21 protein-coding genes are annotated in these 16,902 nt (G+C 44.5%); 3 read left to right on the forward strand and 18 right to left on the reverse strand.

The window, feature by feature from the left end; translation table 11 throughout:
- Positions 1-10: 10 nt before the first annotated feature.
- Positions 11-922 carry a hypothetical protein gene (locus Q0W37_RS12825; RefSeq protein ID WP_297701948.1) on the reverse strand — a complete coding sequence of 304 codons (912 nt, stop codon included), beginning with the start codon at positions 920-922 and terminating at the stop codon, positions 11-13.
- A gap of 212 nt (positions 923-1,134) precedes the next feature.
- On the opposite strand from Q0W37_RS12825, the gene Q0W37_RS12830 reads away from it, so the two are divergent.
- Positions 1,135-2,151, forward strand: a complete 1,017-nt coding sequence (locus Q0W37_RS12830) for a WYL domain-containing protein (RefSeq protein ID WP_297701949.1) — start codon at positions 1,135-1,137, stop codon at positions 2,149-2,151.
- A gap of 8 nt (positions 2,152-2,159) precedes the next feature.
- On the opposite strand, the gene Q0W37_RS12835 is transcribed toward Q0W37_RS12830, so the two are convergent.
- From Q0W37_RS12835 to Q0W37_RS12900, 14 genes are all read right to left on the reverse strand, one after another.
- Positions 2,160-3,341, reverse strand: coding sequence for an ATP-binding protein (locus tag Q0W37_RS12835; RefSeq protein ID WP_297701950.1), 1,182 nt, complete (start codon positions 3,339-3,341; stop codon positions 2,160-2,162).
- 234 nt (positions 3,342-3,575) lie between these two features.
- Positions 3,576-3,824 (reverse strand): hypothetical protein, encoded by a 249-nt coding sequence (locus tag Q0W37_RS12840; RefSeq protein ID WP_297701951.1) that lies wholly within the window; start codon positions 3,822-3,824, stop codon positions 3,576-3,578.
- Positions 3,821-4,324: a hypothetical protein gene (locus Q0W37_RS12845; RefSeq protein ID WP_297701952.1), complete on the reverse strand. Its 504-nt coding sequence runs from the start codon at positions 4,322-4,324 to the stop codon at positions 3,821-3,823. The genes Q0W37_RS12840 and Q0W37_RS12845 overlap by 4 nt, the downstream gene beginning before the upstream one ends.
- A gap of 10 nt (positions 4,325-4,334) precedes the next feature.
- Positions 4,335-4,718: a hypothetical protein gene (locus tag Q0W37_RS12850; protein ID WP_297701953.1), complete on the reverse strand. Its 384-nt coding sequence runs from the start codon at positions 4,716-4,718 to the stop codon at positions 4,335-4,337.
- Positions 4,719-4,913: 195 nt separating this feature from the next.
- Positions 4,914-5,060 (reverse strand): hypothetical protein, encoded by a 147-nt coding sequence (locus tag Q0W37_RS12855; RefSeq protein ID WP_297701954.1) that lies wholly within the window; start codon positions 5,058-5,060, stop codon positions 4,914-4,916.
- A gap of 459 nt (positions 5,061-5,519) precedes the next feature.
- The gene (locus tag Q0W37_RS12860; protein ID WP_297701955.1) at positions 5,520-6,041 is read right to left on the reverse strand and encodes a phospholipase D-like domain-containing protein; all 522 of its coding nucleotides are present in this window, start codon (positions 6,039-6,041) and stop codon (positions 5,520-5,522) included.
- A 29-nt stretch (positions 6,042-6,070) separates the two neighbouring features.
- Positions 6,071-6,646 (reverse strand): putative toxin-antitoxin system toxin component, PIN family, encoded by a 576-nt coding sequence (locus Q0W37_RS12865; protein ID WP_297701956.1) that lies wholly within the window; start codon positions 6,644-6,646, stop codon positions 6,071-6,073.
- Positions 6,627-6,944 carry a type II toxin-antitoxin system RelB/DinJ family antitoxin gene (locus Q0W37_RS12870; RefSeq protein ID WP_297701957.1) on the reverse strand — a complete coding sequence of 106 codons (318 nt, stop codon included), beginning with the start codon at positions 6,942-6,944 and terminating at the stop codon, positions 6,627-6,629. The genes Q0W37_RS12865 and Q0W37_RS12870 overlap by 20 nt, the downstream gene beginning before the upstream one ends.
- Positions 6,945-7,057: 113 nt before the next feature.
- Positions 7,058-7,423 carry a hypothetical protein gene (locus Q0W37_RS12875; protein WP_297701958.1) on the reverse strand — a complete coding sequence of 122 codons (366 nt, stop codon included), beginning with the start codon at positions 7,421-7,423 and terminating at the stop codon, positions 7,058-7,060.
- Between the two features lie 21 nt (positions 7,424-7,444).
- Complete coding sequence (locus Q0W37_RS12880; RefSeq protein WP_297701959.1) at positions 7,445-8,149, reverse strand: hypothetical protein; 705 nt, start codon at positions 8,147-8,149, stop codon at positions 7,445-7,447.
- 11 nt (positions 8,150-8,160) lie between these two features.
- The gene (locus Q0W37_RS12885; RefSeq protein ID WP_297701960.1) at positions 8,161-8,397 is read right to left on the reverse strand and encodes a hypothetical protein; all 237 of its coding nucleotides are present in this window, start codon (positions 8,395-8,397) and stop codon (positions 8,161-8,163) included.
- 10 nt (positions 8,398-8,407) lie between these two features.
- On the reverse strand, positions 8,408-8,905 hold the full coding sequence (locus tag Q0W37_RS12890) for a hypothetical protein (protein ID WP_297701961.1): 498 nt from the start codon (positions 8,903-8,905) through the stop codon (positions 8,408-8,410).
- Positions 8,906-8,933: 28 nt separating this feature from the next.
- Complete coding sequence (locus tag Q0W37_RS12895) at positions 8,934-10,463, reverse strand: GTPase domain-containing protein (protein ID WP_297701962.1); 1,530 nt, start codon at positions 10,461-10,463, stop codon at positions 8,934-8,936.
- Positions 10,464-10,553: 90 nt separating this feature from the next.
- Positions 10,554-11,699, reverse strand: coding sequence for a GTPase (locus Q0W37_RS12900; RefSeq protein WP_297701963.1), 1,146 nt, complete (start codon positions 11,697-11,699; stop codon positions 10,554-10,556).
- A gap of 716 nt (positions 11,700-12,415) precedes the next feature.
- Between Q0W37_RS12900 and Q0W37_RS12905 the strand changes: the two genes are divergently transcribed.
- Both Q0W37_RS12905 and Q0W37_RS12910 read left to right on the forward strand, forming a co-directional pair.
- On the forward strand, positions 12,416-12,685 hold the full coding sequence (locus Q0W37_RS12905; protein WP_297701964.1) for a hypothetical protein: 270 nt from the start codon (positions 12,416-12,418) through the stop codon (positions 12,683-12,685).
- A 168-nt stretch (positions 12,686-12,853) separates the two neighbouring features.
- The gene (locus Q0W37_RS12910; RefSeq protein ID WP_297701965.1) at positions 12,854-13,819 is read left to right on the forward strand and encodes a PD-(D/E)XK nuclease family transposase; all 966 of its coding nucleotides are present in this window, start codon (positions 12,854-12,856) and stop codon (positions 13,817-13,819) included.
- A gap of 45 nt (positions 13,820-13,864) precedes the next feature.
- On the opposite strand, the gene Q0W37_RS12915 is transcribed toward Q0W37_RS12910, so the two are convergent.
- From Q0W37_RS12915 to Q0W37_RS12925, 3 genes are all read right to left on the reverse strand, one after another.
- On the reverse strand, positions 13,865-14,494 hold the full coding sequence (locus Q0W37_RS12915; protein ID WP_297701966.1) for an FISUMP domain-containing protein: 630 nt from the start codon (positions 14,492-14,494) through the stop codon (positions 13,865-13,867).
- A 9-nt stretch (positions 14,495-14,503) separates the two neighbouring features.
- A complete protein-coding gene (locus Q0W37_RS12920) occupies positions 14,504-15,037 on the reverse strand; it encodes a Fic family protein (RefSeq protein WP_297701967.1) in 534 nt (177 codons plus the stop codon).
- Between the two features lie 222 nt (positions 15,038-15,259).
- The coding region (locus Q0W37_RS12925; RefSeq protein WP_297701968.1) for a glutamine synthetase III at positions 15,260-16,902 on the reverse strand (1,643 nt) is incomplete at its 5' end.

The following is a 16,902-nucleotide window of genomic DNA, read 5'->3' on the forward strand; positions in this document are numbered from 1 at the left end:
CATTCCGAAACTAGAATTCCGGCATGCTGAAATCGCCGTAAAGTTCACGGCCATCAAACACCCAAACCACCATCTTTTTTCCTTCCAGGAATTCCGAACGGTCCTTGAACAAGGTCGGACCAAAGTTTCCGCCACCAATACGGCTACGCGTAAACGTCTCTATCCCTGTCGCCTGCGCAATGTACGCGCCGATATTGGAAGAACTGTTCCAGCCAAAATCAGCATTGCTGTCGCCAATTACCACAATGGGTGCATCTTTGGACCCACGGTAGCGTTTCCCTTCCGCATCTACCGTCTTTAAAACCTGCACATCGTAATCAGGGTAAGAATTGTACTTCAGGTGATAAAGATTTCCGGTACCGGGAACAACCGTATCGCGCAGGAACCATTCTTCCCTCGGAACATCCAAGTCCATTTCGTTGATGGAATCGGCTATCATCTGGGCAAGAACCTGCCGGCCTGCGCTAGTATAGTGGCTTTCGTACGCTTCGAACATGGGCGTTTCCTCATTCTTTTCGAGAAACTCCTCTACCGCATCGACAACGACAACGCCTTCGTCTTGCAATGCATCTACCCATTCTTCATATTGCGGGGCAACAATACCCCCCGACAATTCTTCCGAATAATGTTCCGCCTCGATTTGCAATTTGTCTGGAACAGGCACGACCACCAACTTGATACCGCGCGCTTCCAGCGAATCATTGAAGGCTACAAAAGAATTCAAGTTTTCTTTCCAGTCCACCACCAGGTTGACAAGACTTTCCTGCAGAAAAATCCAGTCGCCTTCACCGCTTACCGCACAGCGAGTCTCTTTCAGCTGCCCACCGCATTTTTCAATATCGGCTTCAATCTGTTCCTGAACGACCAACGGGATAAGCGGACGAGTAGATAGGTAGACCATGGCAAGCGCAATAACCGCCACTCCAAATCCAAAAATAAGCCCCAAATGTTTCCTAAAAAACATGACAGGGCCAAATTTAGAATTTTTCGGATTCTTTGGCACAAGCCAGACAGCGATAATACTGCCGACACAATAGTTCCTCCGCCCCAATAGGCGACAATTATTGTCGTCTATTTTTTATATATTAAGAAATACTCCCCGCCTCGCGGGGATTGCATTGTGCAGGAGGCTTTATGGCAGATCAAGCTCGCGGCGAACGAATGATACGCATTTTCGTCTACATGATGGCGCACTACAACAACCGTTACAGCGTCGCCGACATTATGCGGCATTTGGACATCCGCGAAGAAGACTTGCGGAGCGTGCAGCGTGATATGCACGCACTCTCCGAAATCGAGGGCGGCTACATCAAGCGTTCCGTCGAAAGCGGCAAGACCTATTATCAGGTGGCACTTGAACGCGCAAACAAGCTCATATTCCCGGAATTTGGCGACACGCTACTGCACTTCATGTTCCTGCAGCGCATCGCGAACATCTACCCCGCGACCTCGAACCTTATCGAAGACCTAACCAAACGAATCACACAAGATTTGCCTGCACGCGAACAATCCACCCTGGCCCATTACGCGAAGGAACTGAACGGGCGTATTCTGTTCATGGGAACGCCCCCGAGCATCGACGAAAACGTTGGTAAAAATCTGCCCGTCATCCTCGACGCCATCCGCAAAAAACAGAAGGTGCAAATCACCTACACCGACAACTGGGGGACCACAACCAACAAGCCGAGAATTCCGCTGATGGTCGCCATCAACCAGGGCGAAATCTACATCGGCTGCGTATCGCAGCACCACCCCGACAAGACATACGCCCTCAAGCTCCGCCGCATACAATCCGTAAAGCTCTTGCGCGAGCAATTCGTCGAAAACCCTAAAGTCGTCGAGACGCTCCGCAAGCGTATCCGCACCGGCACGCTACTTTCGGGCGACCAGGACCAGCAAGAAGAAAAAGTCGTCATCTATTTTCCGGGATACGCCAAGAACTTCCTGCAAGAACGCCCCTACCACCCCAGCATGAAAATCAAGGAATTGGCATGCGGCGACTTGCACGTCACCATGAAAGTCGCCGTAAATGGGCTGCTTAAGCAATGGGTCTTGTATTACGGTTCCATCGCCGAGGTACTAAAGCCAGCCAAGCTCCGCCAAATGGTACTCGATAGCGCTAAAGACTTGGTGAAACTGTACGAAAGATGAAATCCATCTCAAGTAAAATCTTCCATTTCCAGAAAATCTTTTAGTTTGATATGTCTGACGGTACTAGTGGAATAATCAATATCGTCATTGGAAATGAGGATCTTTGCATGAGTATTGTCAATATCAGCAAACGCCCCCATTTCTCGGTCGTAAGTTGAACGCTCTGCCACGGAATAGGCAACCTGAATGAAGTATTTTTTGTTTTCCTTTTGGGCACAAAAGTCTATTTCCTGTTTTCCGGAATAAACGCTCAGTGAATACCCCCTATACAGAAGTTCGTTATAGACAACATTCTCTAAGTTGTGAGTCAAATCGAAAATGCCATCTGCAACGCGAATTGAATTAAAAGCCACATCTTCGTCATATATTTTTTCGAAGAAGTTTAGTTCCCGCTTAGCCTTTGTTGAATACTGCTTGATGGAGCTGATGACATACGCCTCTTTCAGATAGCCCAAATATTTAGTTATCGTATTGACGGAACATTCGCTAAATTGCCCTTTGATATAGTTGTAGATGGATTTTGCAGACAGAATTCTTGAATTGGAAATAAGAACGTAATTGGCAAGTTTGGAAAAAAGCTCCGGCTTGCGTATTTTGTAACGGTTAACAATATCATTGATTACAATCGTTTGGTCAAGATCGTTCAGGTAGTTCCGTGTAGCACTTTCAGTATTGAATTCAAACCGCATCGGGAATCCGCCATAGATTAGGTAATCAGTAATGGTTGCGGATCTACCCTGTTGCGTCAAACATTCCTGAATTTCTTTAAAGACAAATGGCCTTATCCTGAACGCCACATAACGGCCGCTCAGTTCCTTGGTAAATTCCTTAGATAATAGTTTTGAATTGGAACCAGTGATGAATACGGAGCAATCATGCAAGCGCAATGTCTTGCAAGCATCAGGCCAGTCTTTTACATTCTGAATTTCGTCAAGGAAAAGGAAACATTTGCTCTTATGGCGAGTCTTTTCCACATAAGCAAGAAGTTCATCGCAATTGGATATTTTAGACAATGTGCCGCGATCTTCAAAATTCAGGAAGATGACATTGTCCGTTTTTTTGCGGATTTCTTCGGAAATTTGTGAAAGAACGACCGATTTGCCGCATCGACGGATGCCCGTAATGATCTTGATGAGATCGCTGTCATAAAATTCCCGAATTGGAGCGATGTATTTTTCGCGTTGAATCATAGCACACCTTCTACTGAACCCTTTTTATAAATATAATAAAAGTTTTCAGTATAGTGAAAACTTTTTCAATTTTTAGCAAAAGTTTTCAGTAGAGATTGAAAAACGTCTTTTTTAGAGCAAAAGTGGCAATTTGGGAACACGCTTTATCCTATTTTCATAGATTCTTCTCACGGCAATCAAAAAGCGGAACCCCAACTGGAGTTCCGCCCCTTACCACAACACATTTATTAGAATTTATTTCGTTTCTGCCTTCAATCGGTCATCCGATTGCAACAGCGAACGCATCTTAAAGGTTCCGAAAGTTCCCGCACGGCAATCCAACGCGATGCACTCACTTGGATTATCTCGAGCCATTCTTTCGACATCTTCGGCAAAGGCGCGAATCGCCAAAATAATTTCATCAACAGAACCGGCACGTATGCAATCCGCAGTCCAGCTCTGCTCTACGACATCATTTTCCGCAATCACTTTTCGGGCGTTCAAGCAGCCCCCTTTGCACTTGCCTTATACACCAGAGACTTTGCGAGAAGCCTCAGCTGAGTCAACGGATGCTCCGGGTAGAGCTCATCATAGAACGGGTCCTCATGAACAGGTTCTCGTTGATACGAGTTTCCTCGTTCCACACCCGAGACAAATAAGCGAGCCATTCTTCGCCCTTGCCCCATATACAAATCCAGAAAGTAGTAAACGCCGTTTTCCAATTGATCCCTCGTGATGTAATAGCGGCAAAGGACGCCATTTAGTTCCACATCACGAAAATCTACTATGCAAGAGACCTCACTTTCCAAAGACCGGAGCCAACAGGTTCCATCCGAGGAACGGACTTCCGGCAGGAAATCCTTTCGAGATACTTTGCGCAGCATCGCAAGGACTATCGACCCAGACGATTCCCGCACGAAATAGACCTTTTTCTCAGGATCAGCCTCTTTTTCGACCTTCCGATATTCGGAGGGAAAGCATTTTTCCATCAATCTCAACGACATTGCCACCTCCCTAAAAAATCCTTGTGCGGAGAAGAGCCGCTACACGGTCAAGGAAATTCATTTTTCTTGCCGGAGCAGGATTACGCGAAAGATCCAAACCATAGTTCGACGCCTTCGCAAAGCCAACGCAAAATGCCTGATGTTCACGGAAGTGATTCGGCACGCAGTAGCACACAAGGCATTCTCCAGAATCCGTAACAAAGCCACTCTCGAAACAAAATTTTCCATCGCTAAAGCGATGCATTCCAATGCCATTCAGAGCCCTCTCGTAGGACGCCGCAACGCGACTAAACGCCTGCTGAACAGACACAATATTGCGTTCGCTGGACTGCATAATCAGGCACTTGAGTTTGGTGAGTTCGTTCTTAATAAATATGTCTTGATGAAGTTTCATATAAATTCTCCATATTTAAAGGTTAATGTCAGTTAAACTGGGTCTATTGGGATGCGAAACCCCAATAGACCGAAGATTTATTCAAACTTTATCTGCTTATAGCCAATCGACAATCTTGTTGGATTACGCCGATTATAGCCAACACAGCAACTTACACAACAACTTGCATGCGACCAGGTTCCCATTTTTTACTCCTCAAAAAGGACAATAAAAACCAGCTTCAAACGAGCGATTATCATTTTCTTCCTCGTCCACATAGCCGTCTTCTTTAAACTGTTCTTGTTCCGCCTCGGCAATCCAGGCGTCTACAAACTGCTGAAAAGATTCTTCCTTTTCATTCATTGGTAACCTCTTTGGTTGATTGTTAGTTTTTTTTTGTTAAACTTATCCGGTTTGATACTTTTACATATTCCTACTCCTCCTTGTTAAGGTTAATACAACAGTCTAGAGACGCCAAGAGCACCTGGCATCGTCCAAATCCCACAAATTCCGAGAAAAAACACGCGTCACATGGCATGACGACGAGAAAGCACATTTGTTTTGTTATCATACAGCTCCTAACTTGCGTGGACTAACAAGTTAAACGTACAACAAGAAAAAAATTCTTGCCTTTTTTTACGTTCTCTAGAGGAGCCTTGAATTCTCGGTTTTCACCGATACTTCATTTTTAACCTATCATTACGATTTTGTCCACTCGACTAGAAATATGTCACTATACAATATAGCACAAAAAAACTCGAAAAGCAAGGGATAACAGTTTTTTTTGAAATTTTCTATCAACACTCTATCAACAGACGGGTTTTACTTAATCCTATCGCCGCAGAATTCCTGGCGACCGCATTTTTTGCAGTGCGAACCCATCCATAGCGTATCGAACTGTTCTATAGCAGGCTCAACAAGAGCAGGGTCATTCGTGAGAATTCCCGCCTCAAAGTTTCGGCGCAGGGAACTTTTCATGCCGATTCCCGCACCAGTCAAGTTCGCGGACCCGATGTAAGCCGTTTCGAGATCAAAAATCATCATCTTGAAATGCACACGCGGGCACATCACGCGTTCCAAATCCGTCACCAGAATCGGAAATCGGTCAAAGTCCTCGCGAAAATTCGGGCCAGGCTCCTTCGCATGAATCAGGCGCACGCCCACCCCGCGCTTCAAAAGTGCGGCCAACTGTCCCAGTAACGGAATTGTCTCACCATCCTGTTTCACATACACATCCTTGATATCGGCTGTACCAATCCACAAATTATTGCGGACCGACATAATTCGCGAAATCACTTCGGAGTAATGTTCTTCGTTCTGGATGTACTTGGTGAAAATGGGCATGGATGGAAATATCGCTTTGTTTATCTTTCCTATTTTCTCTCCGCTCTTGCAGCTTTGATTTCGGCTTCAATTTCTTCTTCGCTCATGCCTGCCGAGCCGTTCTTCAAGGCTTCTTCATTGAGCGCATGTAATGCAGACATAAGAGTGGACGCAGAATAAGAAACAGCGACATCATTTACAACCATTTGCGACTGAACGGGATTTATCAAATCCAGAAAATTTCGAGCACTTATAGCAAAAGGAACGTTAGGAAAATGCTTTATATTACCCGTAACGATATAAGCATTTTTATCACGATGAGCGAAAGCTACATCATAAAAGATTCTGTCATCAGCATCCGGCAAAGTAAAGTCCGTTGGTGCGACAGGCTCGTTTATAGCATACTTCAAAATTTCATCCACAAAGTGTTGACCGTATGAAGCATTCCACCTGAATTTAGAACGGCTCATCACTTCACAATATTCTTCAACAATATTTTCATCAACAATCGGTGTAAAAAGGTGTTTCGAGATACCTTGAAAAACCGCATAAGGAACTGATTGCAGACGATCTTTCGCAAGGGCTGCAGAAACCAATATGTTTGTATCAACGACTGCGTAATACACGTTTTTTCCTCTCCGCTCTTGCAGCTTTGATTTCCTCTTCAATTTCTGCTTCGCTCATCCCTGCAGAGCCGTTTTTCAATGCATCATCATTGAGCGCACGTAATGCCGACATAAGTCCAGAAGATTCACTCATCGTAGGATGTTCGGACACCTTAAACGGCAACCCTCTTTCAATTACCGCACGTTTGAAAAAAATGCGAACAGCCGTAGGAATGTCCATTCCTAGACTTTCAAACAAGTCGGAGACCTCGTCTTTCAACTTATCATCCACACGTATTTGCAATATTGATGTCGCCATACAGACCTCAAACGATATACAACTACTAAATATAGTATAAACACATTACAAAAGCAATATGTTTGTATATTTATTAGAAAAAGCCGTTCAGGAAGCATCTTTTTTGCTCGGACTTAAGCTTTTTTTCTTGTTTTTGGTGGATTCGCCAAAGATTCCAATTGTTCCAGAATTATGCCCAGCAAAGCCTCTCTACTATTAAGTGTCTTTTGCAACCCAGCGAGTCCACTTTCTGCAAGGCTGATTTCCTGCTCAATATCACTTGTTGCTATATCACGAATCGTCATTTTTTCAAAATATCTATTTTGATGTACTATAGATCCTTCTGGCATATAATGGCTTTCACCAATTAGCAAAAGCTTTTTATGCTTCGAAGATTCATAGTTTTCACCAACAAATGGGGTCATGCACCCGTGAGATTGATAAAACGGGATAGACGACAATAAATCATCATAAGAGGCTTTTGACATAGGCTTTTTCACAACATACAAAGCTTAAACAAATTATCTCAACCACTTTTCCTTAAGCCATGCGCAAAAGAAGTCCCGCGACGTCATACCACGAGCCTTATCATATTTTGACATGGTTTGGTTCCAATGGGCGCTAGACGGATGATTCGTATAGATATAATCAACGATTCCGTGGGATTTTGTCCAATCCCAAAGATTTCCACCGAAATACTTCGGGAAATCAAAACCTTCCGCCTGCTTGCAGACACGAGAACTCAAGAACACAAACATGTCCGGCTTCAGAATTTCTAGGACCTTGACGAAATTGCGAATAGCTTGTTCGCAATCAATTTCCTTACCGCCATAAGCGTTCCACAAATCCTCGATTCCTGTCGTACAATCCGCCGGACGCAAAAAATAATTGAGAAAAGCCACCTGATGCCAGCCATTGCCCCCGCTCGGCAGCACCAGATTCAAGCAACGGTCAATCTCTTTTCCGAAACGACCACTCTTACCCTCGCGAGTTCCACGAGTGTTGCACCAATCGCGCTCATCGTCCGTAAGCGACGGAGTACCATACCACGAATCCGCATCGTGATGCACCGTAGCACCATCGGGCAAGTAAAAGCTCTCGCCCACAAGCAAAAGCTTTTTATGCTTCGGAGATTCGTAAGCATCCCCCACAAACGGCATCATATACGGATGCGATCTGTAGAAGGGGATAGAAAGAAAGCGGGAATCGTAAGCGGAATTAGACATGTAAACTCCAATTACAGAGCCGGTTCGTGGCCACCTTTCGACGGACTTTTAACGCAACGAGCATTCACCATAGCAAATATCGTCGGGAATTGCAGCCCGCAATACTTGCAAGTGTACTTGGACTTTTCGGAGCCTTCATACAGCACATGATTCGCACCACCCCCCTGTTTTGCACAGCGGGCATGCACCAATGCAAAAACCGAAGGGAAACCGATTCCGCAATATTTACAATAGAATTTTGTGGACATAAATATCAATCTATTTCCAAGGAAAAATACTTGATTTCTTTTTTTTATGTAACAATCCACCAAAAGTTCCTGCAACTGCTAAAACAACCGAGCCTGCAACACAAGCCACTTTTAACAAGAATTCTTTATTGTCAGAATCAATTTCTTTCATCATACGAAGAATTTCTGCATACTTTTCAACGATCCATTTTTTTTCTTCAAATTTCAAATTATCATTCAAAAGCATTTCTTGCAGATTATCTAACGTCTTGTTACAAGCATCATACACTTTCTGCGTACTATCAGCATTTTGCTTTGTAAGATTAAATAGAGTTTCACGAAGTCCATTGGCCATACTTAACATCGTAATGCTAAACTCTGGTATTTGCTCAATAGCATTCTTTGCAATATCAGGAGGCACATCCTTTAACGAATCCGCAAATTGAGAAAATTTATCTATCGCATTGTCGTTTGTAACCTCTCGCAAAGTAGGGAGAACCGATTTATTATCAACATCTTGATTGGGCATATTAAGATTCCTAGTTTCCGTTCATATTTTAAGTGAATTCATTCGTAATCGCAATCAGCAGTCTTTTCAAGTCAATTCCTACATCAGAGAATTGATTTTCTTTCGTAATTTCTCCCATTATTGGATAGATTGCTGTACCATTAGTTTCTAGATCTATTGATTTTAACTCATCTCCATTATGATAGTAAAACTTATCCGAAGTCAAAGCAAAGAATTCCTTACCGAAAATGGTATCATCATAATGCACCAAAATTTCACTCGGCAGTATATGATTCTTTTTTGAGAATTCCACCAATCTTGATTTAAATACATCAATATTACTGACACCTTTTATAAACAAATCCCTACTTATTCTTTTCCCCAAATATTGGAAAGAATAACAAAGAACAAGCATTTTCTTCCAGTCATTTTTATATATGGAATCTCTAATAATTTTTGCCCTAAGGTTACCATTTAAGGTATTTAGATACTTTATTTTTATATCGGCAGACACTTTTTTCACCCAACACAAAAACGACTCTAATTGAATGTCGCCCTTAACAGATTCACTTAACAAAGTCTCTTTTAATTTGCTCCACACTCCAACCACTCGATTTCCAGGGTTAACATATTCACCCCAAGCAAACAGCATCGAATCAACATGCAAATCTTTTTGGAAATTTTTTATATGTCTATTGATTTCTTTGATTACACTTGTTAAACTTTCATTTGCTTCACCCACAACACTTTGTGTCAATTCTCCAAAAGGAAGATTTGCCCAATTTGAAAGAAGTTTCAACGCGAACGCCCCAATAACAGCGACTTTTGGAGGAGCAAACGATTTCAATACAGACTCGGCCATAGAATCATTGATTTTATCAAAGTTAGGATTATCAATCTTTGCGACATTCCTTATAACTGCATCAACATGAGATTCCCAAGCACCCATTTTTTGCAACACTAGATAAATTAGATAGTTAGCAGAAATAGCCTTAAAAACATCTTCTTTTCCAAATTGAAAACAAGGAATCGCAGACTGTCCTATTTTAGGTTTTGCCACACTACGAGCTTCAACTACATCATACAAACCATTAAACTTGGACAGACCTTCTGACAGAATTCTATGATATTCTTGCTTTGTTTCCGCAGTACCACAATCAGCTTGATTCAAAACAATTATCACATGTTCATTTTTTTTCAACAAATCAGAAATAAACTGAATCTCAAAATTCTGAATACGCGATTTTGAATAACTAATGCAGTAGATTATAGCATGAATCTGTGTTTCGAAGGAACTCTTTAAGGAATCAATCTTGTCAAAAATAGTCTTTTCCCATTTTTCAATTCGCTTATTTTCCAATCCCCAGCTATCATATATAGTAATATCAAGAGACTCCCTACTTATGGTCTTTTTAGCAAATTCCCCTTCTGGAGTTATAGGAGTTCCCGCACCTGCAGCAAGTTCGTTTTTCCCATCCAAACCAAACAAATAGTTTATAAGAGAACTTTTACCAACACCAGTTTGACCAAGAATCATTGCATTCAAGGCTGTTTTTGCTTTATTTTCTAAATATATCATACATATCCTTTTTTCATACTCAAGTAGAAAGCAGAGAACATTCAAAAAAAACAGGGGAATTTTTAGCAATTCCCCAGTTAAATCATTTGTTTACTTGTTCAATTTAGACGAAAGAATCTGGTTTACCAAATTCATAAAATCGGAGTTAAAGAAATCATTGATATCAACATAGTAGTCAGATTCACCGTTTATCGCCTTTTCACACTGCTTATAAGCAAATACTGACGTTGCTTCGCCTATTGCCGCGGTAAAGGCAGCAGCAACAGCTGCGTTGATTACGCCTCCAACAAACGAACCAACTCCAGGAATCATTTTTATGAGATTTCCTGCAATTGCTTTACCTGCATTCTTAACACCAATTGCAGTAAGCAAGCCTGCCACAGCAGCAGCCCCTCCTGCAAATTTAAGTCCGTAAACATTCAATACCGCAAGAACAAGTCCAGTCTGTATCGGAATCAATATTACGGCATCACTGTATGGTATGGGAGAAGCACCAACTGTAGCTGCAGCTGCTGTTGCAGCAATAATTCTCTTTTTCGCCTGACTTTCCTTCTCTTTCAAGCCCTTCTTCATCGCACTCGCAAAACGATCTTTGCACATTTCGGGCATTTGATCCATAGACCATTCAATCAGCTCGTCCCAATCTGTATATTTATCGCCCTTTTCATCGCGAGCATTAATAGCCTCTTCTTTATTTGACGTTCTAAAGCATTTGATTCCAACGACGTCCATAGTTTGCCGTTTTACGGATTGAACCATTTCATCCAATTGAGTTTCATCAAGGTTATCAATTTGTGAAATGATGATGCACAGCTTATACTTTTCCGATCTAATTTTGTGGCAAAGTTCCGCATCATAGGGTGTAAAGCGTTTACTTGCACCATTAACAACATACCAAACGAGATGGACGCTTTCTTCGCCATCTATCCCCTTATGTTCGTCCTTACAAAGGAATTCATCAAAGAGCATTTTCTTATAATAGTCTTCTCTTCCAAGCTCATATCCTTCGCTATCATAAATATTAACCAAATCGTTCTTGTATAAAGTAATATCCCTAGTGCATGGTTCGCCATCACTGACTTTGGCCACTTCATCTTTAAAGATGAAATTGACTATAGATGACTTTCCCGCACCCGTTTGGCCACAAATCAAGATATTCGGTTTCTTGAAGGTTTCCTGGTATTTTCTCAACTCTTCGTCAAGTTTTTCTTGAGAATAAGCGAATTCTTCAGACATATTTATCTCCTTGTAAAAAATCTTCCTTTCTTATAGATTCCTACATTCCATTAGTTTTACCGATAGCCCTAATATAAAACGAGCAGACGACAATTAATGTCGTTTGCTCTCGGATTTCATAACTCCACAAAAAAAAGCGTGGAATTAATGCTACTTACCCTACAGTGGTTCGGCAAAACCTATACGGAATAAATGCAAAAACCCACGCCACGCGGCGTGAACCTATGCATCTTAGTTTTCCGTATTTCAAAAATTTTGCCGATTTCTGTAGGAAGCCAAGAGCAAAGCTCAAACTTATGTCAAAATGTTACTACTCGATAAAGCCTCTAGTTGAATAAACTCCGTTACTAATATAATAAATATACTCATATTTCTACAAAAATTTTTCAAAAAAATTGGCTCTGAATCGCCAAAACAAACGTGTTAAGTAATAGGGTGCCCCCCGAACAACAATCTTGTCATTATCTAGATAAAGATATATATTATGGACATAAAGATAAGCGATCACGCAAAACAGCGAATGGACGAGAGAGGCTTTTCCGAAAAAACAAGTGAGGTCTTTCTTTGATTCAAACGAGCCGATTACCTCTTGGAAAATTTCGGACTCTGACAACTCAGTGATTTTGGTTGATACAGTGTTTGATGAACAAGGGTTTAGGCTAGTTTATAACGCGCTCACAGATACTCTGATTACACTTTACCCAAGGAGGTAATTCATGACAGACAAAGAACTTGCATTGGCCCTTGAAAGGGAATATGAGGAAACGGGTGAAAACGCAGGCACCGCTATGCCCCCCGCACCTTCAATTGCTGCTGCCATAGCGACCGTTAAAAAGCGCAAGACCAAGGTAGGAACAAGTTTTGATCCGGGTGTTTTAGAAGCGTTCAAGGCAAAGGCAGAACGCGTCGGCATTCCTTATCAGACGCTGCTCAATTCCGTGGTCAAACGCTATACCGAAAGCAAGCTCGACATCGAAGTCGCGTAAATCCAAAAGAAATTTTATTTCCTAGGAAACAAACCCTTGCAGCCCGGCTCTCCGCCGGGCTTTTTGCTGTTTTTACAAAAATTTTACAAAAATTCGGGCATTGGCGGATTGAATCAAACGTGTTAAGAAATAGGGACTATCTCTAATTTAACACGAAAGGAAACTTATATGCCTGATGAAAATGCAAGTCGGCCGACCAAGAAGTACATTGTCACGAACGAGCGCGGCGAGGAATTCCTGCTGCCCAAATACGCGGCGACCTTCCGCATCCTGATGGATGACAAGGATACGATCCGCGATGTGCTCAACAGCCTGCTCCAGCTGGACCACGAACGCGAAATCACGGAGCTTGAATACGAATTCGAGAAGCCCATCGACATCTTTATGCCGGAGAATGATCCGGCTCGGCTTGATGTTTGGGTACACACTCGGGACAATCGCCATATGAATATCGAAATGCAGAACAAGGTGCACTCGTTCTTTTATGACCGCATGCAGCTCTACAACACGTACCTCACGCTGCGCGGCAAGTACGAGTTTAACCGTTCTCCCTATTTCTTGGGCCTACCGGAAGAGGAACGCAGGTATCGCTACTACGAACTTCCGGAAACGGTATCCATCTGGCTTTGCAACGACCCGATTCTCAAGCCGAAGGATATCTACAAGGATGTATGGTCCACCTATAGCGAACATGATGTCAAGTCTGGGAACGCCCTTCCCATTTCGCGGAAAAATAGGTATATTGTTATTGACTTGCCTAATTTCGTGAAGTTGCGCAAGGGTGTGAAAACCCGCGAGGATTTCTGGCTTAGGCTTATCTCTAGGGGGCCACTCCAGGTTCCCAAGACGGAAGATCCGATTTTCGCGAATGCACTTGACCGCTTGCGTGTAAGTCGCATGAGCCCAGAACTTTTGAAAGCATTGGAGGCTAACATGTTCGACCATCATGAATACGAAGTTCTCGAAGCTGAAGCCTTCCTCAAGGGCGAAGCAAGGGGCCTTGCTAGTGGTATGAAAAAAGGTGCCCAGCAGGAACGCGAAAAGAACGAAGCCCTGACTACAAAACGAGCCAATTATCTCCGCTCGCAGAATGTACCGGACGACGTGATTTCTACAATGCTTTCGCTTAAGTAATCTATAAGCACAAAGGTAGTCGGAAGGCTACCTTTTTTGATATTTTTACGCATCCTTCACGCAGCGGATTGAATTCGCGCAGGAGAAGTCGTTCCAGAAGCGGTCGAGAACAGCATCGTCGTAGAAGTTGTCCAGGCAAACGCGGTAAGCCCATTTGTTTCGCCCGACAGAACTCCAGAAACGAGTGTGTCGGCCTCGTGCTCCGCAAAAACCGAATTCTTCCATGCAACCCGCCGGATACGCCGTAAAGTTGAATGCATCAGCACTTTTGCCAACAGGGAACAGTTCGTCTTCTTCCCAATCGTCTTTGGACTTTAACGCAAGAGCCGCCCCGAGGTAAGTTTCGGCACCATGCTCGCCCATTTCACATTTTGCGCCAACTGCATTAAACAAGTCTCGCCAATCGTCATTGTTCGGCAAGCGCCAGCCCTCGGGGACTGCGGCTTCTGCAAATTTCCAGTAGTAGCACAAGCCATATTTCTTCACATTTGGGTCGCAGTTCCAATCGTAAGGCGGCGTTTCGCCATTCAAGCACAAATACCCCATGCCGCCGGCATACGCCTGCGCACCTTCGCATTTATGCCGCAAGTTTTCGGCGAACCAAATCTGATTTCCGATTTTCACGGTGCGGTAGGTTTCACCGTCTCGCGGGTCTGTAAAGTATGAGTCTTTCATAAAAGCCACCTACATAATCAAGTTCACTATGAGTTTGGTCATGGTTTCACGTTCTTCGGGTTTGCTTTCGGCAATGAGCAGCGTGAGTGCGACTAGGGCTCCATCGCTTACGATTTTGGAGCCGTCCACTCGATAAAGGATATCGTTGCGCGACATATACCACAAGAAAATGAACGCAGCAATGCGCTTATTGCCATCGACAAAGGAATGGTTCTTGACAAGCAGATACAGGAGCGTTGCCGCCTTCATCTGTACGGTCGGATAAAGTTCCTTGCCGTCGAAGGTCTGATAAATTTGTCCGAGTGAACTCTTGAAAGAAGCATCCTTTTCGACACCGAAGATTCCGCTGTCGCGGAATTTTTCCTTGAGTACACCAATCGCTTCCATCGCCAGTTCATAGGTAATGGGGCCATTCGTTTCACTATAGTCGACACCGGTCTTCGGGAATTCCAACTGCTGGTGATCGTAACGATCCAAAGTTTCAAGGGCAGCTCGAAAGTCACCAATGACATTCGATATTTCAAGTTTTTCCAATCTGTTCATGACGCACTCCTTTTTGGGGAACATCACGAATATAGATTGCACATGCGACAATTAGCGTCGTTTGCAGATACAAAAAATCCCCGCCCGAGGGCTGGGACTTTTCAAGAATATTTTAGTAGAGATCCTTCGACTACGAGGCTTTGCCTCTCCGCTCAGGATGACACTACTAGTAAATAAACTGGCATTTGGGCTTCCACCTTCGACGGAAGCCCATGCTTTTCATCAATAGATGAAAAGCATCTCCCTATACTTCGGCAGAGGCCACATTTCGTCGGGGACGACCTTTTCGAGGCCATCGACAACCTTGCGCAAAGCGGCCATCGCATCGAGAATGCCTTCGTGCAGGCCGTTCAGGCTTTCTTCCATCGTAGCGATGGCGGCGCTCAGATTCTTGACGCCTTCGCCCAGAGACTTCACGTACGCATCGACGCCAGGGAAGCCCTGGTTGAGAGCCATTTCGTTGGTCTTGAGGGCGCTGGAGTAAGCTTCGACGACCTTCGGCAAGATGATGTTCTTGGCCATGTCGCGGCAGACTTCGCCTTCGATGTGGATCCTCTTGTGAAAATCTTCGACGTTGATTTCGTAGCGGGATTCCATTTCGCGGCGATTCATGACGCCGTACTTTTCGAACAACTGAATATTTTCTTCCTTGGTGAGGGCCTTGAGAGCTTCCACGGAGGTGCGAATATTCGGGAGACCGCGGCGTTCGGCTTCGGCAACCCATTCATCGGTATAGCCGTTACCATTGAAGATGACACGCTTGTGTTCCTTCACAATCTTCTGCAGGATCTTTTGCAGGCCCGTGTGGAAGTTCTTTTCGTCAAGCTTTTCGAGCTGTTCCGAAATCATGTCGAACGCTTCGGCCACGATGGTGTTCAGAACCACGTTCGGTTCGGAGCAGCTCTGGCTGGAACCCGGTGCACGGAATTCGAACTTGTTGCCGGTGAAGGCGAACGGAGAAGTTCTGTTGCGGTCGGTGGCATCACGCGGGAGAGCCGGGAGCATGTCGGCGCCGATGCGGAGTGCACCAGCTTGCTTAGAGGACTTGGGCACGCCCTGTTCGATCTGTTCGATGACGTCCATGAGCTGGTCGCCGAGGAACATGGAGACAATGGCCGGAGGCGCTTCGTTTGCACCGAGACGGTGATCATTGCCGGCGCCAGCAGTCGTCATGCGGAGCAAGTCAGCGTGGGTGTCGACAGCGTAAATGATGGCGCAGAGCGTGGTGAGGAACACGGCGTTCTGGTGCGGGTCCTTACCCGGATTGAGCAAGTTACCCTTACCGTAAGACACGGACCAGTTGTTGTGCTTGCCGGAACCGTTCACGCCGGCAAAAGGCTTTTCGTGCAGCAGGCACACGAGGCCGTTCTTGTCGGCCACGTTGCGGAGCACTTCCATAATCATCATGTTGTGGTCGCACGCGAGGTTCACTTCCTCGAACATCGGAGCCAGTTCGAACTGGGCAGGCGCCACTTCGTTGTGGCGGGTCTTGGCCGGAATGCCGAGCTTCCAAAGTTCGATTTCCACTTCGTTCATGAAGTTGAGGATTCGAGCCGGGATGCTACCGAAGTAGTGGTCATCCATCTGTTGGTGCTTCGCGGGAGCGGCACCGAACAGAGTGCGGCCAGCTTGGTACAGGTCCGGGCGTTGCAGGTAAAAGCGCTTGTCGATGAGGAAGTATTCCTGTTCGGCGCCGAGCGTGACCGTCGTCTTCTTCGGGCCCGCCTTGAAGCAGGTCATGAGGCGGCGGGTAGATTTAGAAAGAGCTTGCAAACTGCGCAGGAGCGGAGTCTTCTTGTCGAGCGCTTCTCCGGTGTAGCTGCAGAATGCAGTCGGGATGCAGAGCGTTGCACCATTGCCGTGAC

It is taken from the genome of uncultured Fibrobacter sp. (assembly GCF_947166265.1).
Lineage (GTDB): Bacteria > Fibrobacterota > Fibrobacteria > Fibrobacterales > Fibrobacteraceae > Fibrobacter.